This window comes from Desulfocapsa sulfexigens DSM 10523, from assembly GCF_000341395.1.
In the GTDB taxonomy this organism is placed as follows: domain Bacteria; phylum Desulfobacterota; class Desulfobulbia; order Desulfobulbales; family Desulfocapsaceae; genus Desulfocapsa; species Desulfocapsa sulfexigens.
The window spans coordinates 3,417,608-3,439,901 of the sequence record NC_020304.1; the positions used below are offsets into that span (position 1 = coordinate 3,417,608).

Consider the following 22,294-nt stretch of genomic DNA (forward strand, 5'->3'; position numbering starts at 1 on the left):
TATGAGTTTCGAAACCCTCACAGGGCTTAACAAGGCTGCTGTTCTGTTAATGTGTCTTGGTGAAGAAGCCTCTGCAAAAATTTTTGAAGAGCTGAGTGACGAGGAGATTGGTCTTGTAACAAGAACCATAGCGACCATCGATCATATCCCGGAAGACGTCAAAGATAAAGTGTTTGCAAGTTTCACGGAAGCTGAACGAATATTTGCTGGACTGTTCGTTAAAGGAAATGAGTTTGCCAAAAAAGCTATTTCAGGACTCGAAAGAGGGACTCGAACCGATATGCTCCTGGAACAGTTTATTTCCGGCACTGAAACACGCCCCCTCGAAACAATTTCTCGAATGCAGCCAACCATGGTTGCAGGTTTACTTGAAAAAGAGCATCCCCAAACTATTTCACTGGTTCTCTCAACACAACACGTCGTTCACGCCAGTGAAATACTTTCTCACCTACCAGAAGAAATGCGGGCTGACGTTGTGTATCGTATTGCAATGATAGGAAAAGTATCACCAGAAGTACTAACCAAAATAGAAGATGCTCTGCACCGTGAAATCGGCCAGGTGGGAACCAAACAGCAGAGTCAGGTTGGTGGTATAGATAAGGTTGTTGATATCTTAAACAACCTCAAAGACAGTATGGATGCCGACATACTTGATGACATTGAAGAGAATGACCCGGATATGGTGGAAGAGATCAGAAAACGCATGTTCACCTTCGAAAACCTTACCGCTCTCGATGGCCGTTCATTGCAGATGATTCTCCGCGAAGTCAACAACGACTCTCTTACCATGGCCCTGAAAACTGCCTCCGACGAAATGCAGGAGAAGGTTTTTGCCAACATGTCAGCCCGTGCTGCTGACATGATTCGTGATGACCTTGAGGCGATGGGACCTGTTCGTCTCTCTGAGGTTGAAGCCATGCAACAGTCCATTGTAAAAATTGCAATGAAACTCGAAGAAGAAGGAAAGCTTGTCCTCGGATCAGGAGGCGGTGATGAGCTTGTCTAGGTTTTATAAAACCAATGACTCCTTTCAGGCAACCAACATCTTTGATGGGTATGCAGGGAAGAGTACCGTACCGATATGGGAGTCTATTGTAAAAAAAGAAACAGTTTCTGCAGATGATTCAGACCATACAGACAATGACATTTCAGATAGTGAAAAACTTGCTGAATCTGCTCCCAATGACACCCCCAATACGATCCATGCTGACGACAGTGAGACTCCGGTTACCGCAGATGATTCACCTTCGGTCCCTCCCCCGATCAGCGAACCGGTGCCTCCCAGCCCTTCCCCTGAACCAGCGGTTGATGTTGAAGAAATCCGCAAGAAAGCCTTTGCTGCTGGCCTTGAATCAGGCAGGAAACAGGCAGAGGAGGATTTTGAAAACAGTGCCAGGACACTTCTCTGTATCTGCAATGAACTTGATCGATTACGGGAAACAATCCTCAAAAACAGCTCAGGAGAGATGAAGAAACTGGTAATGGCCATCAGTGAAAAAATTATTCGCCACTCCGTTGCAGAACAAGAAGAAACCATCATTGCCACCATTAAAGATGCTATCAATCTTGCCGTAACATCGGATGCCTTCCAGGTTCAAATCAACCCTCAGGATCTTGCAGTAGTTGAGGCTCGAAAAAAGGAGATTATAGACTCGATAAGTGGGCTTGATAATATTGTGTTAAAAGCAGATGCAACTATTGAACGGGGCGGGTGTAAACTCGAATCAGACTGCTGTACCGTTGATGCCACGATGACCAGTCAGATCAAGGTAGTACACGACTCGGTAATGGCCGATACCAGTCTTACTGAACCTGCACTTTCTGATCAGCAGAATTCAAGCTCCTCTGGAAACACTGGTTAAGGCCACGTATGACACTTTTTTCAGGCTCCATTAATGACATTCATCCCATTCGGATATGGGGGAAAGTCACCCGCATAGTAGGTCTTATAATTGAGGGACATTGCCCCCACGCCTCTATCGGTTCACTGTGTGAGCTCACCCCCCTAAACAATGGTGCCCCTATTCTTGCCGAGATCGTCGGTTTTAAAGACTCAAGGGCGCTCCTTATGCCATTAGGAGAACTCCGAGGCCTTGGTCCCGGGAGTAAAATACGGGTAATAAAGGAAAGTGCCACCATCAAAGTGGGTCAGAATCTCCTCGGTCGAGTCATTGACGCAATGGAGCAACCCATTGATGGACAGCCGGCACCACTGCTCGAAGAAGAAAAACTTATTTATTCCCTGCCTCCAGGCCCCATGGAAAGAAAGAACATCAGTGAACCGCTGGATCTTGGCATCCGTGCTATCAATGGCCTTATCACCTGTGGTATGGGGCAGCGCATGGGAATTATGGCAGGATCGGGTGTGGGAAAAAGTGTACTCCTCGGTATGATGGCAAGATATGCCCGTGCCGATATCAATGTTATAGCACTCATTGGGGAAAGGGGCAGAGAGGTACGTGAATTTATCGAAAGAGACCTTGGTAAAGAAGGTTTAGCGCGTTCCGTCATAGTTGTAGTAACTTCAGACCAGTCTCCCTTGCTTCGAATGCGAGGGGCCTTTGTAGCCACCTCCATCGCAGAATATTTCTGCAACAAAGGAAAAAACGTCCTTCTGATGATGGATTCGGTAACCCGTTTTGCCATGGCAATGCGTGAAATCGGCCTCGCTGTTGGAGAACCGCCTACCACCAAAGGCTACACCCCCTCAGTATTTGCGACCCTTCCAAAGCTTCTTGAACGAGCAGGACGCTTTACCGGAAAAGGATCGATCACCGGTCTCTATACAGTTCTTGTTGATGGTGACGATATGACCGAACCTGTAGCCGATTCAGTACGCTCTATTCTCGATGGCCACATCGTTCTTTCACGATCCCTTGCTGCCAAAAATCATTACCCGGCCATTGATATCATGAACTCGGCCAGTAGAATCATGCGTGAAATCACCCATTCCCGTCATATAGAACTTGCTGGACGTGCCAGAAATGTACTGGCTACCTACAATGAAGCAGAAGACCTTATCAACATAGGTGCCTACGCCAAAGGTTCCAACCCGAAAATCGATTTTGCTGTAAGTAAGATAAACGCAATCAATACCTTTCTCCGTCAGGGCTACGACGAGACAACCCCCCTAAAAGAGACCATTGAATCCTTGGGTCTGCTCCTGAGCGAGAGGAAAGGTGACACAGACGAACGCCTGGACAGAAGAGAAAGTGATAAACAGAACACTTCACGATAAACACCTAATCAAGTAGCCATGCCTCCTAAACCTTTTACTCTTGACTCTGTTTTAAAATATAGAAAACGACAGGAGAGCATGGCACAGGAAAAATTTATCCAGGCAAAAGCTGATGCAGAAATGGCATTTCAGGCACTTGAAGAGGCAAAGAATGTACTCGGCAACCTGATAAACACCCTCGAAGAAAAACAAATAAGTGGTATCCTGGCCATGGAGCTTGCCAGATTTGAAGAACGCATACAGTATGCTCGAGATCAGATAGACGTGCTCAAAGTCAGCTATCAAAAAAAAAAGAAAATCGTAAAAGACAAAAGACTTTTATTGCTTGAGAAATCCCGAAATTACAAAGTGCTGGACACGTTAAAAGAACAACAAAACAGAACATGGAAAAACTATCTAGACAAGAAAGAGGCAGCCATGCTCGATGAAATTGCTATCCTTCGCCATGATCGAAAAACAAGCTAAATCTTTTTTACCTCCACATCCTCCCTTTCTTCTACAAAGGATAACAATGTTCACAAAAACTAACACATACCTCCTTGTCAGCCTTCTTCTCTCCCTCTCCGCTTCCTCATCCGTTTGCCTTGCAGCAGATCCAGAGCCTCCCCCTGCAGTAACTACCAAAGACGTCGATAAAGCAATGCCGGTAACAGAGAAAATAAAGACAGACTTTCAATCGGTTGAAGAAAGAAGGTTATATGCCATACTTCAAAATGAACGGGATAATCTCGAAGAAGAGAAAAAAGTTCTGGTATTTAAGGAGAAGGAACTAAAGACTCTTCAAATAGAGGCCGATAAGAAGCTTAAGCTCCTTGATGAAAAGCTTGCCGAACTCAGAGCACTACAAGGCAAGATAGAAGAATTACTAAAAGAAAAAGACATCCAGGAACAACAGAAAACCAAGGATCTCAGTCTGATATACGCAAAAATGACCCCTGATCGTGCTGCACTTGCCATGGCCACACTAGATGAACAGCTTGCAGCAGACCTCCTTGCTAACATGAAGGTTAAATCAGCGGCAAAAATACTTGATCGAATGGATAAGGCAAAAGCCTCACAACTCAGTGAAACGTTTACGACCATTAAGGTGGAGTGAAAAAGAATGGAAACAGCCCTTCTTACCCCTAGTACTGCAACGCCAAACCCTGCCTCGCGGCAAAGTGCTTCTATAACTGACAGCAAAGGCAGTAGTGATTTTACACCTGCCATGGACGAAGCAGTCTCTTCTCTCGAAAAAGGTACTAGGAATACGTCGGATTCTCCAATGGATGATTCAAATATTCCCACTGATGAAACCAGCACTTCAAGCACTCCAGAAGACACTGCCATGGCATTTTCAGAGGAGATCCTTTCCGGTGATACTGCAATAGTTTCTTCTGAAAGTTTTTTGTCAGCTCAAGGTATCATGAATAACAGGTCACAATCAATTGTAGCTGGACAGGTGCAGCAATCCTTTACAACTGAGGCTCTCGCAACCTGGATCGCTGCACAGGAATCAACCTCCCCGATCATTCAAGCTGGAATTGAAAACAATCCGGCAGCAGCAACCAAGGCAGAAACATTGTTATTACAGCAGATCCAGAACATTCTGGATCAGGGGAAGAATAATGGTTCAATAACGGTTACAGGAAGCAATGTAGCTGAGCCTCAAAAGAGTGCTGAAAACTTACAGAACTTATCAAGCGCCCTGCTTGCCGAGAACGAGAATAGTGATATCCAGGCCAGACAGATTGGAGTGATAGCTGTACCTGTGAAAGAAACAGTTCACGCCACCCAAAATTCAACTAAGCTCGAAGGTGCCCATCAGGACGTAAATGAACAATTTTATAATGCAAAACTTGGTGAATCAAAAACGAACAATGGAAATGACTTCCAACAACGCAATAACGAACAAAAAGGATCTGAGCAGCAGACAAAACCTGAAGTGCAGAACACTGTCAGTCAGACAACTGGAAATACCACCCCGGAGGGAAAACCATTAGAGTCGACTTTTGGACAGCAGCTCAGCTCCAGCTCGACAACCACTACCACACCGACCAGTATAGAGGGTAAGTTAGCGCCAGGATCACATCATCCTGTCCCTGAGAGAGAGATGGTTAACAATCTTATCCAACGTTTCAATGTAAACCCGAGATTGCAGACCAGCAAACTAACGATGCAGCTTCATCCTGCAGAACTCGGGGCACTAAAGATTGATATTCTGGTAAAGGGTGACTCAATAAGGGCAAATATTGTAGCACAAAGCCAACAGGTACTTGAGACTCTTGACAAACAGATGCCGCGCCTTCGTGCAGTTCTTCAGGAACAGGGATTCACAGTAGATTCCTTTATAATATCTCTGGAAAGTGATGGTGGTAACCAGAAAGGACTATTCCAGGAACATTTCAGTTCGCAACAGCAGGAATTCACATCCAATAGATCACCTGCTGCCAGCAACGAATCATTTGATATATTGCTCGACTCTCAAAAAGATCTTGATGAGGCAGATGAAGATTCGTCCGGGGTAAATCTCACAGTTTAACCCCTCCGATACCTCCTTCATATATAGGAAAAAACAATGACGAATGTAGCCGAAATTTTTGCACCTCCCACTTCCACAAATCTCACACCTGTGTATAAAAATACCAGCAGTGAAGATATTATGGGAAAGGAAGATTTTCTCACTCTTCTGGTTGCACAGCTACAGAATCAGGATCCATTGAATCCTGATGATGCAACTGAATTCACATCACAACTAGCTGAATTCAGTTCGCTTGAACAACTTCAGAACCTCAACAAATCGATGGATACATTAGCAAACACGCAACAACAATCTGATCGATTCGCTACAATGGATCTTATCGGCAAGGAAGTTGTCTATGCCAGTTCTGGATTTGATTTTAGTGGAGAGCCTGTCAACCTGGGGTACCAGCTTGACGGTACCGCAGCTTCGGTCACAATGCATATCAGGGATGAGAACGGCAACACGGTAGCAACCCTGAATCCATCTGAAATGAGGGAGGGAAATCACTTTCTTGAATGGGATGGTCTTGATAAAGACGGCAACATCATTCCCGATGGGAAATATAAACTTGTCCTTGAGGCCAGTTCGGCCGGAGAGGGCTCTACCATAGCGGCTTCCCCACTGGTTCAGTCAGAAGTTACAGGTGTTGATTTCTCCAGCGAAACAGGAGAAGCTGTCATCCGCACTTTGGCAGGTGCTGAGATCAGCAGCAGTGCAATTATTGCTGTCTATCAAGCCGATAAATCATATACCAAAGAGATAGCAACCGATGATGAAGATACCATCGTAGATGAAATAGTAGATGATATTGTAGATGATATAACCGCCGATGTTACAGGGACGTCAACATCACCAACCACCGAAGAGTCTGCTTCCACGGACGAAGAACAGATTGCCCAGGATACACTCCAGCATTATTTGGCTGGATAAATTTATTTTTAAAACCCATACCATACAAGGGGGAGTCACCCATGGGTATCACCAGTGCTCTGTACAGTGGCGTAAGTGGCCTTAATACCAATTCACAGGCAATGAGTGTCATTGGTAACAATCTTGCCAACACAAACACTCTTGGATTCAAAGGAGCCCGGTCTGTTTTTTCAGATCTGCTTTCCAGTAACATTTCAGGATCCGGAGGATCTTCTCAAGTAGGTCGTGGTGTCAATATCTCCAAGGTTGACAACATTTTCAGCCAGGGTACCTTCGAAGCAACCGCAACAAACACCGATGTGGCCATCGAAGGTGAAGGTTTTTTCATGCTCAAAGAGCCAGGTGACAACACAACCTATTACTCACGAGCTGGTGCTTTTCGTTTTGACCAAGACGGCTACCTGGTTAACCCTGAAGGGTTTGTTGTTCAGGGTAAAGCATTTGATGACAACGGTAATCTCATAGCTGGTGACCCAACGGATATCCAGGTTGCCAATGTCGGGCTGGTCCCAGCCAAAGTCACAGACACCATGACCATGTCCACTAATCTTGATGCAAGTGAGGTTACCCCTGCAGCTGCATTTGACCCTGATATCCCAGATACCTTTAATTATTCTGCATCGACCACAACCTATGACAGTCTGGGTACTTCCCATCTGGTTACAGTCTACTTCGTGAAAGATGCTGTTCCAAATTCATGGAGCTGGCACTGGAGTGCTGAAGATGCCCTCGGTGCCCCACTTGGTGGAGCCGGTACGGCACCAATTACCTTTGATGCGGACGGCCTTTTGACCGGTGGTGGTACTGATCAAATTCCAGCAATCAACTGGCAAAATGGCTCAAATGCGACAATACCCATAGACCTCACTTTTGATACAACTCAATTTAACAGTGAATCAACGGTTATTGCGCAGGACCAGAACGGCTATGGAGCAGGTAATCTGACTAATGTTGGTATCAACGAGGAAGGAATTGTTATTGCTTCGTACTCAAACGGTGAACAGGTAAAAATTTCTCAACTAGTGCTGGCAAAATTTTCTAACCCAGGTGGACTTGAGATGAAGGGGTCGAACATGTATGTCGGGACCGATGCATCTGGCCCGGCAAGATCCGGAATTCCAGGACCAGAACTAGGAAGTATTTTTACTAACTCCCTTGAACAGTCTAATGTTGATATGGGCCAGGAATTCGTCAAAATGATTACCACTCAAAGAGGTTTTCAGGCCAACTCAAAAATCATCACAACTGTTGATGAATTATTAGGCGAATTAATTAACCTTAAACGCTAACCTTCACAAAATCACTCAAGAGAGGGCCCTTTAAAGTTTTATAAAGTGCCCTCTTTTTCTCCTCCTCACAGTCATTATTTTGACCCCTGCCCAAACAGTAATTTCCCTCAACATCACAACAGAACAAAACAACGACAAATCAGCTACAAAACCAGACCAACACTAATCCTCCTCAGTTGGGAATATAATTTGCATTGTTTTTTAAAACGCTAGAATATAAGATTAATAATACTTTTCTAGACACTATTTTCTGTAGCGGGGGATTTTTCTTTGGATATTGCAACAATTGTCGGCCTGGTAGTGGCGATAGGCCTTATGCTCATGGCCATCATTCAGGGTGGACCTTTAGGAATTTTCATTAACATCCCCTCCGCCCTGATTGTTGGAGGGGGTACCATTGGCGTCGGACTTGTTCATTACCCACTAAGCGATATAATGGGTGCTGCGGCAATCGCCAAAAAAACGCTCTTCAATAAAGATGAATCTCCTCATGCCCTGATAATCCAACTTATGGAATTTGCCAATAAAGCAAGAAAGGAAGGCATACTCTCACTTCAGGGAATGATGGATAGCGTAGAAGACGAATTTCTTGTCAAGGCCATGCAGATGGCTGTTGACGGTCAGGAACCTGAAACACTCCGATCCATGCTCAACACTGAAGTCGAGTACCTGCAGGAACGTCATGAAAAAGGACAGGCTATTTTTGTTTCACTTGCAGGATATGCACCTGCCATGGGGATGGTAGGAACGCTTATTGGTCTTGTCCAGATGCTCATGAACATGAGTGACCCCGACTCCATTGGTCCCGCCATGGCTGTAGCATTGCTCACCACATTATACGGTGCAGTGCTTGCCAATGTGTTTTTTGCTCCAATTGCTGGAAAGCTCGCCAACAGGTCAGCATCGGAAACACTTATAAAAAACCTCGTTATTGAAGGGATGCAATCTATTTTATCTGGTGAAAATCCACGAATTATGGAACAAAAACTACATGCCTTTATTGCCCCTAAACTTAGAGAATCAACCTTCAAGTAAAAGGGTACCACAGCCATGGCTGACAATGACCAAAATGAAAATACAGAAGAAGTAAAGTGTCCTAAATGCCCAAAATGCGTTGCCGGTTCACCTGCCTGGATGACAACCTTTGCAGATCTGGTTACCCTGCTGCTCACTTTTTTTGTACTTCTTCTTTCCATGGCCAATATGGAAGAAGTTAAATTTGCTGAAGCCTCCGCTTCTATCAGAAGTGCCTTCGGTGCTCATTCATTACCTGCACCGAGTAAATTTTCCATACCTGTTATTCCATCCCCCCCCATTTCAAAGTTTTCACCTATTCAGAACGAAATGGCTTCAAAAATTTATAAACAGATACAATCTCAACTCAAATCTGACAAAATTCCCGACGATATTGAACTTATAAAACGTGGCAATGACACTATCATCCTCCGTATTAGTGATTCCATTCTCTTCAAAAAAGGCACGGCAACGGTTTCCCCTACCGCGTATCCGACCCTGCGAAGCCTTGCTGACATTATCAGGCCGCTACCCATGGGGTTGCGCATAGAGGGGCATACCGACAATACCCCCATTTCTGATCGCAAAATCAGTAACTGGAACCTCTCCGTTGAAAGAGCGGTTTCCGTTATGCGTTTTTTTAAAAAAAGTGATCTCATGCCACTTGACCGTATGGCAGCTATTGGCTACGGACCGGATCGCCCTCTGGTTCCAAATACGACTGAAGAGAACAAGGCAAAAAACAGAAGAGTCGATTTTGTTCTCAGCACCAACTCCAAATCGGGTTTTGAAACGCAAAACCCTTCTCCAGGAGAATTCCCACTTTAACACACAAGGACATATATTATGGCTGACAAAGATAAAAAGAAAAAAGACGAAGGAGAATCCAGTGACGGCGGTAAAAAGAAAAAACTGATAATTATCATTGCCGCTGCAGTTGTTCTCCTTGCAATCATTGGAGGTGCCGCATTTTTCTTTTTAAAACCTGCTCCCGTTGCTGAAGAAGAACTTGACCCTGGGCTCAGTGTTCCTGTACCCGATATAACCCAAAGCAATGCGATTGGGCCCATGGTTGAAATCAAAGAGTTTATTGTCAACATTATAAGTGAAGAAGACAGGCATTATGTCAAGGCCTCTCTCACCATTGAACTCAACCGGGAAGAGGCACTTGAAGAAGCGAACAAGCGCATGCCTCAGATCCGAGATGCCATACTTTTGCTGGTTGGAAATAAAACTTTTGAAGAATTGCAGGATCTCCAGGGAAAAAAACAACTGAAAGCCGAAATCATCAGTAAAATCAATTCATTTCTACAAACCGGTAAAGTTAAGGCCATTTATTTCACTGATTTTGTGGTCCAATAAGCTGAAGGAATTACAGTGGAACCTATTCTAAATAAAGAACAGATTGCCGAATTACTGCTTGCTATCAAGAGCGGAAAGGTCTCCACGGACCTGAGGGGTGACGACAGCTCTTTTGATATGGCAAATGTTTCACCTCTAAACCTGTTTCAGATGTCAAGTACATCGGATAATAAGCAGCGTATTCCGAATCTTGATATTATCCTTGACAACTTTGCATATAATTTTGGCATAAGCTTGACCAATCATCTCCAGAGAAATGTAACGATCACTCGAACAGGCATTGACACCTTTGAATTTCAGGAGTATCTCCTCTCTCAAAAAGATGCAGGTGCAATCGGCGTTCTCAGCATGGATCCCTTAAAAAATGGAGCATTGATGCTCCTCGACACCAAACTTTGTTTCTCTCTTATCGAGATCATGCTTGGAGCCTCCTCTGAAATGGAGCCCTTACAGCCAAATCGAAAACCGACAACCATTGAACTCAACATTCTCAAATCAACTATCAGCCAGGCATGTTCTGATATAGATAAATCCTTCGCCCAGATCATCAAGCTTGATTCTTCCATTGTCAAAGTTGAATCAAACTCGAGACTTGTTTCAATTGTCGATGCTGATGCAGATGTGCTTTCCGGAAGTTTTCAAATAAAGGTCGGAAGCCTGTCAGGAACCTTTGACATCGTCTTTCCAGTGGCAACACTTGACCCCGTTCGCGACCAGTTACGTGACCTGCTGACAGTCAAGACTGTTCATCAGTCCGGATGGCATGATTCACTGCTCGCTGAGATCGAAAAAATGTCCACAAGCATTGTCGCCCAATCGGGAACCATATCCATGCCTGTCCGCAGGGTTATGACACTTAAAAAAGGTGACATTCTCGACATTGATTACGACCCAAATTCCCCGCTCAAAGTACTCGTTGAAGATAATCTTAAATTTTTCGCCACCCCCGGAACGATTAGCGGCAAGAAAGCTATTCGTCTGACAGGCGTTTACGATCAAGGAGAATAACATGGCAGAAGAAAATTTTCAGGAAAGTTCAAAGCCACAGCCTGAAGAAATCAAAGAATTACTTGATGAGGAAGGGATGGAAAGCTTCCCTTCTTCGAGCAGCAGCGACTCACACAAGACATCCTCAACCGTTTCCGGGAAAGAGGAGCGTGGGCTTGAGTTTCTTTATGATGTACCATTACAGATTTCAGTTGAAGTCGGAAGAAGCAAGATACTGCTCAAAGATCTCCTTAAAATGGGTGAGGGGTACATCATCGAACTTGACAAGCTTGCAGGAGACCCGCTGGATCTTTATGTAAACTCCCGTCTCATTGCAAAAGGTGAGGCTGTAATGGTGGGAGACAAATTTGGTATTCGACTTACGGATGTCGTAAGCGCCGTTGATCGCATAGAGCAACTGGGCTAGGAATCTGACAATGATAGAAAGCAGCGCTCCATCAATGCTCTCTGCCGGATTCAGGATGATGTGGGGTTTGCTTGTTGTACTCGGTATACTTCTAATCATTTATGGTCTGATGAGAAAACGACTTTCCTTTGTCCACTCAAACAGTCACTCTAAAATCAGGATCATAGAAATCCGCCATATTATGCCCAAAAAGTCGATCTGCCTCGTTGAGGTGAGGGGCCAGGAATTTCTCCTCGGCCTTGGCAATGACAACATAACACTTCTTTCGGCCTTAAAGAATGATGAACATTCCTTCGACTCAACTCTTGCCTCTGTAACTGAACAGCATGAAAACCTCTCTTCATAACAGAATTTTCAGCAGCCTGGCTCTCGCCCTAGCTGCTTTTCTTTCAGTTCTCGTTCTTTTTCCTGCTTTTAGCCATGCCGTGAGTATGCCAACCATCAGTTTTGGAGTGGAAAATGCTACTAACCCTGAACAGGTTTCCACGGGACTGCAGGTTCTGTTTCTTCTTACCATTCTCTCAATTGCCCCGGCGATTCTTCTCATGACCACCTGTTTTACCCGTATTGTCATCGTTCTCGGCTTTGTCCGTCAGGCAATGGGAACCCAAAACATGCCTCCAACCCAGATCATTATTGGACTTGCCCTTTTCTTAAGTTTTTTCATTATGGCCCCCACCTTAAACAAGATAAACGAAGAGGCTCTGCAACCCTATCTCAATGAGGAAATCAACCAAAATGATGCACTGAGCAAAGCTGTAGAACCCATGCGTGATTTCATGTTTTCCCAGGTTAAGGAATCGGATCTCAGTATGCTGTCTGACATCACCATGAATAACGAACCATTTGACAAAAATGATATCCCCACGATGACTCTTATTCCCGCTTTTATGCTCTCGGAGCTTAAGCGTTCATTTCAAATGGGGTTTATGATCTATGTCCCTTTTCTGGTAATAGATATGATCGTGGCATCCATTCTCATGTCCATGGGTATGATGATGCTTCCTCCGGTAATTATCTCCATGCCCTTCAAACTTCTTCTCTTTGTCTTAGTAGATGGCTGGGCCTTGATTGTCGGTTCACTCCTTAAAAGTTTTCAGGGCTGATATGACAGACGAATTTGTTGTAGATATCTGCAGAAAAGCGATCCAGACTGCTCTTATGATTTCCGGTCCGATGCTCCTAGCCGGAATGATTATAGGACTCATCGTATCAATTTTTCAGGCAACAACACAAATAAACGAACAAACTCTGACCTTTATCCCAAAAATTATCGCTGTTTTTATTACGCTCCTTCTCATGACCCCCTGGATGATTCACACGATGACATCCTTTGCAACAGCAATTTTCACAACCATAGCGACCTTTTAAATCCGGTGGATTTTCAGCTGATCCCTATACAAGAATTCCAGATATTTCTTGTCTGTCTTTCCCGGGTTGCTGGCTTTGTCGGAGCTATTCCTATTCTTCTCGCTACTCAAACGCCTGCACAGCTAAAGGCAGCCCTGGTTTTTATGATTGCTCTTGTGCTCTTTCCCGTAATGGAACCTTCCATTCCTCCCCTTTCTTTTCAACCAGGAACATTCCTTCTGCTCATGGTATCAGAAGTATTACTTGGCTCCATGATAGGGCTGGTTGCACTAATGATTTTCACAGCGGTCGAATATGGTGGAACGGTAATTGGATATCAAATGGGTTTTGCAGCAGCCAATATATTTGATCCCTCAGCCGAACGGCAACTAGCCCTTATTTCACAATTTCAGAATGTTTTTGCCATTCTTATATTCCTCGCCATTGACGGACACCATGTGTTTCTACAGGTGGCCGCTGAGTCGTACAGAATACTCCCTCCTGGCGTCTTTAATATTTCAGGTGAAGCCATCCCGTACCTGATCACCTTGTCATCCAGAATTTTCCTGTTGGGCATTCAGTTCAGTGCACCCGTACTGACCGTACTCCTTCTCTCCGGTTTAATTCTCGGTATTCTTGCCCGGGTATTCCCTCAACTCAACGTATTTCTCCTCTCATTTCCTCTGAACATAGGCATCTCATTTACAGTCATTGGTTTGACACTGCCATTGGTAACCATCCTGTTAAGACGAGAATTTGACAATCTTGGGGAGCGATTCTTCACTGTCCTGCAACTGCTAAACTAGCCCTCATATGCACCCACCTTCACTCGTGAGAAATGGGGTCTAGAAAACTATCCCTCTTCTCCCAAGCAGCAGCCATGGCAAACTACTTGCAACGAAATCACCTCTCATAGCCCCTTAATTCAACTTACTGATTACTATGGCCGAAGAATCCTCCAGTGGTGGAGAAAAAACAGAAGCTCCGTCGAGTAAACGTAGAACTGATTTTAGAAAAAAAGGTCAGGTAGCTCAAAGTAAAGAGGTGCAGACAGCCGCTCTTTTCACATTAGTCCTCCTTTTCTGGATTTTCTATATGCCCAGCTTCTGGAGCAGCATGTCAGAGCTCCTCGCAACGCTCTGGAGGAATTTATCGGTTTTTGACGGATCATCCAGCGGCATTACCAGCCTGGCAATCTTCCTTGTTAAGAATATGGCAGTCCTTCTCGCACCTCTCTTTGTTCTTGTCATGATCATTGGTGTTTTCTCCAGTTTATTTCAAATAGGATGGCTCTTTACCACCCAACCGCTGGCACCAGACTTTAGCAAACTCGATCCTATAAAAGGTTTTGGACGGATGTTCTCCATGAAAAGCCTTGTCGATCTGGTCAAATCCATCCTTAAAATTATATTGATCGCCTGGGTAGCCTACTCAACTGTCCTAAACAACTTTGAAGAGGCATTAATCCTTGTTGATACCAGTGTCACCGAAGCTATCCTCTATCTTGGACGGACTGCAACCCTTATCCTGGCGAAGGTGTGTGCTATTCTGATACTTATTGCAGCCATTGACTTTCTTTACACACGTTACGAGATGGAAGAAAAAATGAAAATGACCAAACAGGAAGTAAAAGAAGAATACAAAGAGATGGAAGGTGACCCCTATATCAAGAGTCAAATCAGGCGGATCCAACAGGAGATGGCTCGGAAACGAATGATGGCTGAAGTTCCCGATGCCGACGTCGTTGTCACCAACCCTACTCACTTTGCCGTTGCCATAAAATATGACTCCCTTTCCATGGATTCCCCTGTTGTAATTGCCAAGGGGGCCGACCATGTCGCCATGCGGATCCGAGAGATAGCTCGAGAAAACAATGTCCCTCTGATAGAAAACCCACCTGTGGCTCGATTATTGCATAATATTGACCTAGGGGCTGCTATTCCTGAAGAGCTTTTCAAGGCCGTAGCTGAAATCCTCGCACATGTGTACTCATTAAAAAAATAGTGTAATGAAATGGAACTAACAGGTCAGGGAAGCATATTAAACAGATTGAACGTGAGGGCTCTTCTTCAGCGTGCAGATATCATGGCCGCTTTTGGGCTGGTTGGTATCCTGATGATTATGATCATCCCTCTACCTTCACTGCTGCTCGATCTGTTTCTCTCAATGAACATAACCGTTGCCCTGCTTATTCTGATTATCAGTCTTTTCACGGTTAAGGCTATTGATTTTTCAATCTTTCCTGCAGTTCTCCTTGCAACCACTCTCTTCAGGCTCTCTCTTAATGTCGCCTCCACCCGTTTAATTCTTTTACAGGGTCACGAAGGACCGTCTGCCGCAGGATCTGTTATTCAATCCTTCGGGCAATTTGTAGTTGGAGGCAATTACGTTGTCGGCCTGGTTATCTTTATCATACTGGTACTTATCAACTTTATGGTTATCACCAAGGGTGCTGGACGAGTAGCTGAAGTTGCCGCCCGTTTCACCCTGGATGCCATGCCAGGTAAACAGATGGCCATTGATGCAGACCTTAATGCAGGCCTTATTGATGAAAACGAAGCACGTCAGCGCAGGGAAGAAATCAGCAATGAAGCCAGTTTCCATGGCTCCATGGATGGTGCTTCCAAGTTTGTTAAAGGGGATGCCATTGCCGGTATCATCATAACCCTTATTAATATTGGTGCTGGCTTTATCATTGGTGTTCTGCAAAAAGGGATGCCCATGGCTGAGGCTGCTGCCAATTATACCATCCTCACCGTTGGTGATGGACTCGTAGGGCAAATTCCTGCACTTATCATTTCAACTGCCGCTGGTCTTCTAGTTACACGCTCATCCGGAGACACCGATTTCGGTTCAGACTTAAAAGTTCAATTCAGCAGATACGCTGTTGCTTTCTGGGTTGTCTCAGTTCTCCTTATGATTTTGGCGATTACTCCTGGGCTTCCCTTTATACCTTTTCTCCTTCTTTCCCTGGCACTTGGGTACACTGCGTATCAACTTGACAAGGTCAAGCGAATTGAAGAGACACAGTTGACAGATGAAACCATTCAGGAACCTTCTGTTAAAAAAGAAGAAAACTATGAAGAGCTTCTTAATGTTGACCTGCTTCAACTTGAAGTTGGCTACGGTCTTATTCCATTTGTGGACGCCTCACAGGATGGAGAACTCCTTACCCGCATCCAATCCATCCGTCGCCAGTTTGCCATGAACAATGGTTTTATTGTTCCGCCAGTCCACATTAAAGACAACCTGCAACTTTCTCCCAACCAATATACCCTTTCGCTAAAAGGCGTTGAAGTTGCTCAGTCCGAAATGCTCCCTGGCCACTTCATGGCCATGGATCCAGGCATGGTAACGGAAAAAATCAAGGGTGTCCCCACTCAAGAACCTGCTTTTGGACTCCCTGCCATCTGGATAACAGAAGACAAAAAAGAAAGGGCCCAGATTGCAGGTTATACAGTTGTTGACTGTACAACTGTCATGGCCACCCATATTTCCGAAATCATCAAACAACATGCCCATGAGCTGATAGGCAGGCAGGAGGTTCAGAACCTCATCGACAACCTTGGCAAAACCTATCCGAAATTAATTGAAGAGCTGATTCCATCTGTCCTTTCCCTTGGAACCATAATGAGAATCCTCCAGAATCTTCTCTCTGAAGGTGTTTCCATTCGTGACCTGCGGACCATTCTTGAATCCATGGCAGACTGGGCTCCCGTCACTAAAGACACAGACATTCTCACCGAATATGTACGCCATGCCCTTGCAAGAAGCATCAGTCAGGATATCGCAATAAATAATGTAATTCCTCTTATTTCTCTCAGTAAACGAGTCGAAGACGAAATTGCACAATCGGTGCAGCACAAGGAAACCGGCAGTTACCTTGCCATTGATCCTGCAAAAGCGCAGCTGATCCTGGATTCCATTGGCCAGGCCATTCCACTTTTTGAAGGTGGTCAACGACCAACCCTTCTTGCTGCCCCACAGATACGTCCCCATGTACGAAAACTTACCGAACGATATTTTCCGCAGCTGGTTGTCATCTCACACAATGAGATACTTCCAAATATTAAAATCAGATCAATTGGCAGCGTGACCCTGGATGCAAGTTAAAGTATTCGAATCTAAAGACATGGCAACTGGCCTGCGAATGGTTAAGGCAGAACTTGGTCCTGATGCCCTTATCCTGTCCACTAAGACTATTCGTTCAGGAAAACTTGGGCTTCTAGGGAAAAGTCATTTTGAAATCACTGCCGCCATTGACAGTTCATGGCCCCACAAAGGTGGGAAATCCTTACCAGTTGAAGACGAGTCTCACAGGGATACTCTTGACTCTGAGCGCGAGATGCTCCTTTCTTCTCACCGAGAGCATATGACAGAGGACGGTCTTACCTATAACTCTTCTTCACGTCTGAACGGATCTTCTCTATCAAGGGAGTCAGTATCTCCTGTAAAAAAGAAAGAATTTATTCCAGAAGAGCAATCGCCTTTGCAGGAAGAAGTCAATGAACTGAAGGCCATGATCAAGAATCTCGGCCAGGAAATGCTCAGAATAAACCGTCACCAGGGTGGATCAACAACAGGTAATGACTTCAAAAATTCTGGAACTGAGGACGTACCACTCCACTCCCTGCACCAGCGCCTTCTCGATTATGGTATCAGTGAAGAGACTGCTCAAACCATATCAAGTTTTGCCAAGGAGTCACTGACACTGGATGAAATTTCAGATCCTTTCAAACAGCAGCAATTCGTCGCGACAACGATCAACGATCTCCTCCGGGTTCGTCCAGACATATTCCAGGAAAACAGACGACAGCATCGGATTGCTTTGGTGGGCCCTACCGGTGTTGGTAAAACAACTACACTTGCCAAAATTGCCGCAAGTTTCCTTAGCAATCACTCTGGGAGTATCGGATTTATAACCGTAGACACATACAGAATTGCCGCCGTTGAGCAGCTAAAAGTGTATGGCGATATAATGAATATCCCTGTTGAAGTTGTCCTTAACCCGGAACAACTGGAAAATGCACTGCTTAAATTTCGGGACAAAGATCTTGTCCTCATTGATACAGCGGGAAGAAGTCCGCAGGACAGTTTCTGTATCGACGAGCTTGTTTCCTTTTTCCGTCCGGATTTTTCCATTGAGAAGCACCTTGTTCTTTCCGCCACCACTCGTGAAAATGAACTTTTTAATACTTTTCAGCGTTTCTCGGTTCTCGGAATTGACCATGCAATTATCACCAAAATTGATGAATGCACAAGCCTTGGCCTCCTGCTTGACATTCAAATCCGGGAACAGATCCCCTACTCCTACATCACCAATGGCCAAAGAGTCCCGGAAGATATAATAGAAGCAGACAGAGAAGTTTTGACTCAGCTGATTATGTCCCCCGGCAAAGGATTACCCTATGAATAATTCACGTTCTGCTGTGCAGGATCAAGCCGATACTCTAAGAGGAATGGAACGTCTCAGCGATTCGGCCATGACATCTGAACAAACCGGCACAGCTACCAGAGTATATGCAATTACCAGCGGTAAAGGCGGTGTCGGTAAAACCGCCGTTGTCGCAAATACTGCAACGGCAATGGCAAAGCTTGGCAAAAAGGTTCTCATACTCGATGCGGATCTTGGCCTCGCCAATATAGACGTAGTCTTTGGGCTGGCCCCAAAATACAACCTCAATCATTTTTTCTCAGGCGATCATAGTCTCAGCTCGATAATGGTGGACGGACCTCATGGAATAAAAATTCTCCCTGCAGGATCTGGTGTTCAAAATTTCACCAGACTTGATTCCAGTCAAAAGCTTAAGCTGCTCGACGGTCTGGATCAAATGCACAACGAGTTTGATTTCGTTCTCATAGACACAGAAGCTGGTATTTCTGAAAATGTCACCTATTTCAATACTGCCGCTCAGGAGATACTGGTCGTTACCACACCTGACCCTACAGCCATAACCGACGCCTATGCGCTAATGAAGCTTCTTTCAACGCAGTACCACGAAAAGCGCTTCAATCTTGTGGTCAATCAGATTCAGCACGAAAATGAAGCACTTGATGTATACCGGAAACTCACGATGGTATCTAATCGCTATCTAGACATATCTATTGATTTTCTTGGTTCCATTCCCTCCGACCGTCAAATGACAGACGCTATCCGCAAACAACGCGTCATCGTCGATCTTTATCCATCCTCTAAAATATCCACTGCATTTGTCAATCTTGCCCGAACCATCTGTTCAGAACAACCGATATCCACTCCCAAGGGCGGTGTTCAGTTCTTCTGGAAAAGATTGCTGGATATTAGTGGCAGGGGGTAACACATGGTTTACACTCCTCATAAGCTTCCTGAAGACAGGACAACCCTGATAACTGATCACCTTACCCTTGTTGACATCATCGCAGGACGAATGGTTACCCAGGTCCCTTCTTTTATGAATCGTGATGACATTAAGAGTGCGGGAATGATGGGACTTATCGATGCTGCAAATAAATTTCAGCCGGAAAAGAATATACTTTTCAAAACATTCGCCGAATATCGCATTCGTGGGGCAATCCTTGATGAAATGCGAAAACTTGACTGGTTCTCACGCTCTCTTCGAGAAAAACAATCCAGTATCAACAGATGCATGATAGAACTTGAAAGAGAACTCGGCCGCTCCCCCGAGGAGCATGAAATGGCAAATAAACTTGAAATAAGCCTTGAAGAATATCAGAACCTGCTCGGCCAGGTCAGTCATCTCGGTTGTGTCAGTCTCAATGAAACTCTGGATCATTCCGATACAGGAAGATCATTCCAGGATGCCCTGATCGATACCCGTAAAGGCTCCTCCCCCGTCAGTATCCTTGAACAGCATGAATTAACACATATCATTGCCGAAATACTTGAACAACTTTCGGAAAAAGAGCGTCTGGTTGTTTCACTCTACTACTACGAGGAACTCACTCAAAAAGAGATTGCTGAAGTCCTGGAAGTCTCCGAGGGGCGTGTCTCTCAGCTGCACAGCCAGGCCCTCATCAAATTGAAGACTAAGGCCCAGAATGCCATTCATTAGGTTTTAATACCAATACGGGAACAAAATGTTTGACTATAACCTGTCACTAACGCTTACAACACTTCTTCTCTGCATTTTGATTTTCTGGCGTTCCCTCGTGCTTCGAAGACAACTAGTTGAAAAATCAGGTCTCCTGCGTATTCAGATGTATAAAATTGAAAAAATGAGTCAGGAAATTGAAAATAACGTTCCCTCTGGTAGCGACGAAAAGTTTCAAACCAGTCTCAAACAGGCCACCGTCACAACCGAACTGCAGAAACCCCGAAGTTCCCTTGTTAATAATCGTAAAAAGATACGTTCTCCAGAACGCTATAGTTATGTGCAGAACATGCTTCATGCAGGCATGCCCAAGGAAGAAATTGCCTCAACTCTTGGGATGTCTGGCGGCGAAATCTCTCAAATCCTGAAGCTCACAAAGCTCTGTTGCAGCAGTGAAAACGGTAAAAACACTTCAAAAACCCTATCACCCGCCTAGGAACGTGCATTCTACCCTAAAGAATCAGAAGCAAACAGCCGATTAAATAAGAGAAAATACATACGTCATATCAACCAGCTTTACCCCGGAAAAACATTATGGTCTCAGGAAAATACAGTGCCCTTGCAGGAGCCATCTCGCGCGAACAGCGATTGGCAAACATTGCCACCAATCTCGCGAATGTAAATACCGTTGGCTACAAAAAATCACGGATGAGTTTCGAATCCCTTCTTAGAGGTGAACAGCAGACCAGTGCGGCCAAAGGGATCAACTTCAGTCGTGTCCGTGAAAACTTCACAGAATTCACAGAAGGTCCGATCAAGAATACTACCAACCCATTGGACATAGCCATTCATCAGGATGGTTTTTTTAAAGTCCAGAGTAAAGAAGGTTTCAGATACACAAGAAGAGGTGATTTTCATGTTGATCAGGATGGTACCCTGATGACTGGAAATAACATGCCAGTGCTCGACGACGGAAATGCCCCTATCTCTATTCCAGGCAATGATACTTCAAAAATATCGGTCAATAGCATTGGGGAGATATCTGTACTTTCAATCGACGGAACGCGTGAATTGGTTGGGAAGATAGCTGTTTACACAATGAATGAAAACAACTCTCTAAAAAGAGAATCTGACACTCTGTTCTCACTGGAAACGGGTGGCCAGGAAGTCCTCAACGAAACCCCACTTCTCAATGTTGGTAGTCTTGAGGTATCTAATGTGAACATGACCGAAGAAATGGCTTTAATGATCGAGAGCACAAGAACATTTGAAAGTTATCAGAAGGTTATAAAGGCCTATTCTACACTGGGTCAGAAACAAGACGAACTTGGAACCGTCGGCTAGTCCGACTTCTAACCAAAGCTTAAAGGAATATCATGATACGATCACTCTGGACCGGCACCACCGGCATGAACGCTCAGCAGCTGAATCTTGACGTTATCGCCAACAATCTCGCCAATGTTTCAACCACAGGATTCAAAAAGAGCCGAGCTGATTTTCAGGACCTTATGTATCAAATACTGAGGGTCCCAGGATCCCAGACCTCTGCAGACACCGAATCTCCATCCGGAATACAGGTGGGTCTCGGCGTTCGCCCTGCAGCTGTTCAAAAGCTCTTCACTCAAGGGGACCTTATCCAGACCGGTAACGAACTCGATGTCGCTATTGAAGGGGCTGGATTCTACCAGGTCGAACTTCCCAATGGTGAAACTGCCTATACAAGGGCTGGGGCATTCAAACGCGATGGTGATGGCCGAATGACCACCTCTGACGGCTACCCCATATCTCCTGGAATCACAATTCCCGACGGCTCACGTCAGATCACCATCAGTGAGACGGGTATCGTCAGTGCTCTCATAGGTGACGAAACCACCAGCACCGAGATTGGCAACATTGAAACCGTTGCGTTCACTAATGATGGCGGCCTGCTCGCTGTCGGGAAAAACCTTTTCAGGGACACCGAGGCTTCGGGAACAGCCCAGACAGGAACCCCTGGTGATGATGGCTACGGTCTTCTGCTGCAAACATTTCTCGAAGGTTCAAATGTGAATATTGTTGAAGAAATGGCCTCCATGATTACCACCCAGCGTGCCTATGAAATCAACTCCAAAACCATCCAGACCTCGGATGAAATGATGCAGACTACCAACCAGATGGTATAAT

At 45.0% G+C, this 22,294-nt stretch carries 25 protein-coding genes; all 25 read left to right on the forward strand.

Annotation, left to right across the window (positions count from 1 at the left end):
* Window position 1 precedes the first annotated feature (1 nt).
* The 25 genes from fliG to flgG all read left to right on the forward strand — a co-directional run bounded on the left by fliG (window position 2) and on the right by flgG (window position 22,293).
* Complete coding sequence (gene fliG, locus UWK_RS15255) at window positions 2-1,006, forward strand: flagellar motor switch protein FliG (protein ID WP_015405287.1); 1,005 nt, start codon at window positions 2-4, stop codon at window positions 1,004-1,006.
* Entirely contained in the window at window positions 993-1,862 is an 870-nt protein-coding gene (locus UWK_RS15260) for a FliH/SctL family protein (protein ID WP_015405288.1), read from the forward strand. Before fliG ends, UWK_RS15260 begins: the two co-directional genes overlap by 14 nt.
* Window positions 1,863-1,870: 8 nt before the next feature.
* Window positions 1,871-3,238, forward strand: a complete 1,368-nt coding sequence (locus UWK_RS15265) for a FliI/YscN family ATPase (RefSeq protein WP_015405289.1) — start codon at window positions 1,871-1,873, stop codon at window positions 3,236-3,238.
* A gap of 18 nt (window positions 3,239-3,256) precedes the next feature.
* A complete protein-coding gene (gene fliJ / locus UWK_RS15270) occupies window positions 3,257-3,703 on the forward strand; it encodes a flagellar export protein FliJ (protein ID WP_015405290.1) in 447 nt (148 codons plus the stop codon).
* A 46-nt stretch (window positions 3,704-3,749) separates the two neighbouring features.
* Entirely contained in the window at window positions 3,750-4,334 is a 585-nt protein-coding gene (locus UWK_RS15275; RefSeq protein WP_015405291.1) for a MotE family protein, read from the forward strand.
* A gap of 6 nt (window positions 4,335-4,340) precedes the next feature.
* Window positions 4,341-5,759, forward strand: coding sequence for a flagellar hook-length control protein FliK (locus UWK_RS15280; protein ID WP_015405292.1), 1,419 nt, complete (start codon window positions 4,341-4,343; stop codon window positions 5,757-5,759).
* 36 nt (window positions 5,760-5,795) lie between these two features.
* Entirely contained in the window at window positions 5,796-6,671 is an 876-nt protein-coding gene (locus UWK_RS15285; RefSeq protein WP_015405293.1) for a flagellar hook assembly protein FlgD, read from the forward strand.
* Window positions 6,672-6,712: 41 nt separating this feature from the next.
* Entirely contained in the window at window positions 6,713-7,960 is a 1,248-nt protein-coding gene (locus UWK_RS15290) for a flagellar hook protein FlgE (protein ID WP_015405294.1), read from the forward strand.
* Between the two features lie 270 nt (window positions 7,961-8,230).
* Window positions 8,231-8,995: a motility protein A gene (locus tag UWK_RS15295; RefSeq protein ID WP_015405295.1), complete on the forward strand. Its 765-nt coding sequence runs from the start codon at window positions 8,231-8,233 to the stop codon at window positions 8,993-8,995.
* Window positions 8,996-9,010: 15 nt separating this feature from the next.
* The gene (locus UWK_RS15300; RefSeq protein WP_015405296.1) at window positions 9,011-9,802 is read left to right on the forward strand and encodes an OmpA/MotB family protein; all 792 of its coding nucleotides are present in this window, start codon (window positions 9,011-9,013) and stop codon (window positions 9,800-9,802) included.
* Window positions 9,803-9,820: 18 nt separating this feature from the next.
* Window positions 9,821-10,336, forward strand: coding sequence for a flagellar basal body-associated FliL family protein (locus UWK_RS15305; protein ID WP_015405297.1), 516 nt, complete (start codon window positions 9,821-9,823; stop codon window positions 10,334-10,336).
* 15 nt (window positions 10,337-10,351) lie between these two features.
* Window positions 10,352-11,344 carry a flagellar motor switch protein FliM gene (locus UWK_RS15310; protein WP_015405298.1) on the forward strand — a complete coding sequence of 331 codons (993 nt, stop codon included), beginning with the start codon at window positions 10,352-10,354 and terminating at the stop codon, window positions 11,342-11,344.
* A gap of 1 nt (window position 11,345) precedes the next feature.
* Complete coding sequence (gene fliN / locus UWK_RS15315; RefSeq protein WP_015405299.1) at window positions 11,346-11,750, forward strand: flagellar motor switch protein FliN; 405 nt, start codon at window positions 11,346-11,348, stop codon at window positions 11,748-11,750.
* 10 nt (window positions 11,751-11,760) lie between these two features.
* Window positions 11,761-12,096: a flagellar biosynthetic protein FliO gene (gene fliO / locus UWK_RS15320; protein WP_015405300.1), complete on the forward strand. Its 336-nt coding sequence runs from the start codon at window positions 11,761-11,763 to the stop codon at window positions 12,094-12,096.
* Complete coding sequence (fliP, locus tag UWK_RS15325; RefSeq protein WP_015405301.1) at window positions 12,077-12,856, forward strand: flagellar type III secretion system pore protein FliP; 780 nt, start codon at window positions 12,077-12,079, stop codon at window positions 12,854-12,856. The genes fliO and fliP overlap by 20 nt, the downstream gene beginning before the upstream one ends.
* 1 nt (window position 12,857) lies before the next feature.
* Window positions 12,858-13,121 (forward strand): flagellar biosynthesis protein FliQ, encoded by a 264-nt coding sequence (fliQ, locus tag UWK_RS15330; protein WP_015405302.1) that lies wholly within the window; start codon window positions 12,858-12,860, stop codon window positions 13,119-13,121.
* A 5-nt stretch (window positions 13,122-13,126) separates the two neighbouring features.
* A complete protein-coding gene (gene fliR / locus UWK_RS15335) occupies window positions 13,127-13,906 on the forward strand; it encodes a flagellar biosynthetic protein FliR (RefSeq protein ID WP_015405303.1) in 780 nt (259 codons plus the stop codon).
* Between the two features lie 136 nt (window positions 13,907-14,042).
* Window positions 14,043-15,104, forward strand: coding sequence for a flagellar biosynthesis protein FlhB (gene flhB, locus UWK_RS15340; RefSeq protein ID WP_015405304.1), 1,062 nt, complete (start codon window positions 14,043-14,045; stop codon window positions 15,102-15,104).
* 9 nt (window positions 15,105-15,113) lie between these two features.
* The gene (flhA, locus tag UWK_RS15345; RefSeq protein WP_015405305.1) at window positions 15,114-17,213 is read left to right on the forward strand and encodes a flagellar biosynthesis protein FlhA; all 2,100 of its coding nucleotides are present in this window, start codon (window positions 15,114-15,116) and stop codon (window positions 17,211-17,213) included.
* Window positions 17,203-18,516, forward strand: coding sequence for a flagellar biosynthesis protein FlhF (flhF, locus tag UWK_RS18750; RefSeq protein ID WP_015405306.1), 1,314 nt, complete (start codon window positions 17,203-17,205; stop codon window positions 18,514-18,516). The genes flhA and flhF overlap by 11 nt, the downstream gene beginning before the upstream one ends.
* A complete protein-coding gene (locus tag UWK_RS15355; protein ID WP_015405307.1) occupies window positions 18,509-19,417 on the forward strand; it encodes a MinD/ParA family protein in 909 nt (302 codons plus the stop codon). Before flhF ends, UWK_RS15355 begins: the two co-directional genes overlap by 8 nt.
* Before the next feature lie 3 nt (window positions 19,418-19,420).
* On the forward strand, window positions 19,421-20,152 hold the full coding sequence (locus UWK_RS15360; protein WP_015405308.1) for a FliA/WhiG family RNA polymerase sigma factor: 732 nt from the start codon (window positions 19,421-19,423) through the stop codon (window positions 20,150-20,152).
* Window positions 20,153-20,177: 25 nt separating this feature from the next.
* Complete coding sequence (locus tag UWK_RS15365) at window positions 20,178-20,627, forward strand: hypothetical protein (protein ID WP_015405309.1); 450 nt, start codon at window positions 20,178-20,180, stop codon at window positions 20,625-20,627.
* Window positions 20,628-20,725: 98 nt separating this feature from the next.
* Entirely contained in the window at window positions 20,726-21,475 is a 750-nt protein-coding gene (gene flgF / locus UWK_RS15370; RefSeq protein WP_015405310.1) for a flagellar basal-body rod protein FlgF, read from the forward strand.
* A 32-nt stretch (window positions 21,476-21,507) separates the two neighbouring features.
* Window positions 21,508-22,293 carry a flagellar basal-body rod protein FlgG gene (gene flgG, locus UWK_RS15375; RefSeq protein WP_015405311.1) on the forward strand — a complete coding sequence of 262 codons (786 nt, stop codon included), beginning with the start codon at window positions 21,508-21,510 and terminating at the stop codon, window positions 22,291-22,293.
* The last annotated feature ends 1 nt before the right edge of the window (window position 22,294 follow it).

Coding starts and splice junctions, on each gene's coding strand:
- UWK_RS15285 (WP_015405293.1), top strand. CDS start 5,796: ATGACGAATGTAGCCGAAATTTTTGCACCTCCCACTTCCACAAATCTC.
- UWK_RS15265 (WP_015405289.1), top strand. CDS start 1,871: ATGACACTTTTTTCAGGCTCCATTAATGACATTCATCCCATTCGGATA.
- UWK_RS15260 (WP_015405288.1), top strand. CDS start 993: ATGAGCTTGTCTAGGTTTTATAAAACCAATGACTCCTTTCAGGCAACC.
- fliP (WP_015405301.1), top strand. CDS start 12,077: ATGAAAACCTCTCTTCATAACAGAATTTTCAGCAGCCTGGCTCTCGCC.
- fliJ (WP_015405290.1), top strand. CDS start 3,257: ATGCCTCCTAAACCTTTTACTCTTGACTCTGTTTTAAAATATAGAAAA.
- UWK_RS15360 (WP_015405308.1), top strand. CDS start 19,421: ATGGTTTACACTCCTCATAAGCTTCCTGAAGACAGGACAACCCTGATA.
- fliG (WP_015405287.1), top strand. CDS start 2: ATGAGTTTCGAAACCCTCACAGGGCTTAACAAGGCTGCTGTTCTGTTA.
- UWK_RS15290 (WP_015405294.1), top strand. CDS start 6,713: ATGGGTATCACCAGTGCTCTGTACAGTGGCGTAAGTGGCCTTAATACC.
- flgF (WP_015405310.1), top strand. CDS start 20,726: ATGGTCTCAGGAAAATACAGTGCCCTTGCAGGAGCCATCTCGCGCGAA.
- flhB (WP_015405304.1), top strand. CDS start 14,043: ATGGCCGAAGAATCCTCCAGTGGTGGAGAAAAAACAGAAGCTCCGTCG.
- UWK_RS15275 (WP_015405291.1), top strand. CDS start 3,750: ATGTTCACAAAAACTAACACATACCTCCTTGTCAGCCTTCTTCTCTCC.
- flhA (WP_015405305.1), top strand. CDS start 15,114: ATGGAACTAACAGGTCAGGGAAGCATATTAAACAGATTGAACGTGAGG.
- fliQ (WP_015405302.1), top strand. CDS start 12,858: ATGACAGACGAATTTGTTGTAGATATCTGCAGAAAAGCGATCCAGACT.
- flgG (WP_015405311.1), top strand. CDS start 21,508: ATGATACGATCACTCTGGACCGGCACCACCGGCATGAACGCTCAGCAG.
- fliO (WP_015405300.1), top strand. CDS start 11,761: ATGATAGAAAGCAGCGCTCCATCAATGCTCTCTGCCGGATTCAGGATG.
- flhF (WP_015405306.1), top strand. CDS start 17,203: ATGCAAGTTAAAGTATTCGAATCTAAAGACATGGCAACTGGCCTGCGA.
- UWK_RS15355 (WP_015405307.1), top strand. CDS start 18,509: ATGAATAATTCACGTTCTGCTGTGCAGGATCAAGCCGATACTCTAAGA.
- UWK_RS15300 (WP_015405296.1), top strand. CDS start 9,011: ATGGCTGACAATGACCAAAATGAAAATACAGAAGAAGTAAAGTGTCCT.
- UWK_RS15365 (WP_015405309.1), top strand. CDS start 20,178: ATGTTTGACTATAACCTGTCACTAACGCTTACAACACTTCTTCTCTGC.
- fliN (WP_015405299.1), top strand. CDS start 11,346: ATGGCAGAAGAAAATTTTCAGGAAAGTTCAAAGCCACAGCCTGAAGAA.
- UWK_RS15305 (WP_015405297.1), top strand. CDS start 9,821: ATGGCTGACAAAGATAAAAAGAAAAAAGACGAAGGAGAATCCAGTGAC.
- UWK_RS15280 (WP_015405292.1), top strand. CDS start 4,341: ATGGAAACAGCCCTTCTTACCCCTAGTACTGCAACGCCAAACCCTGCC.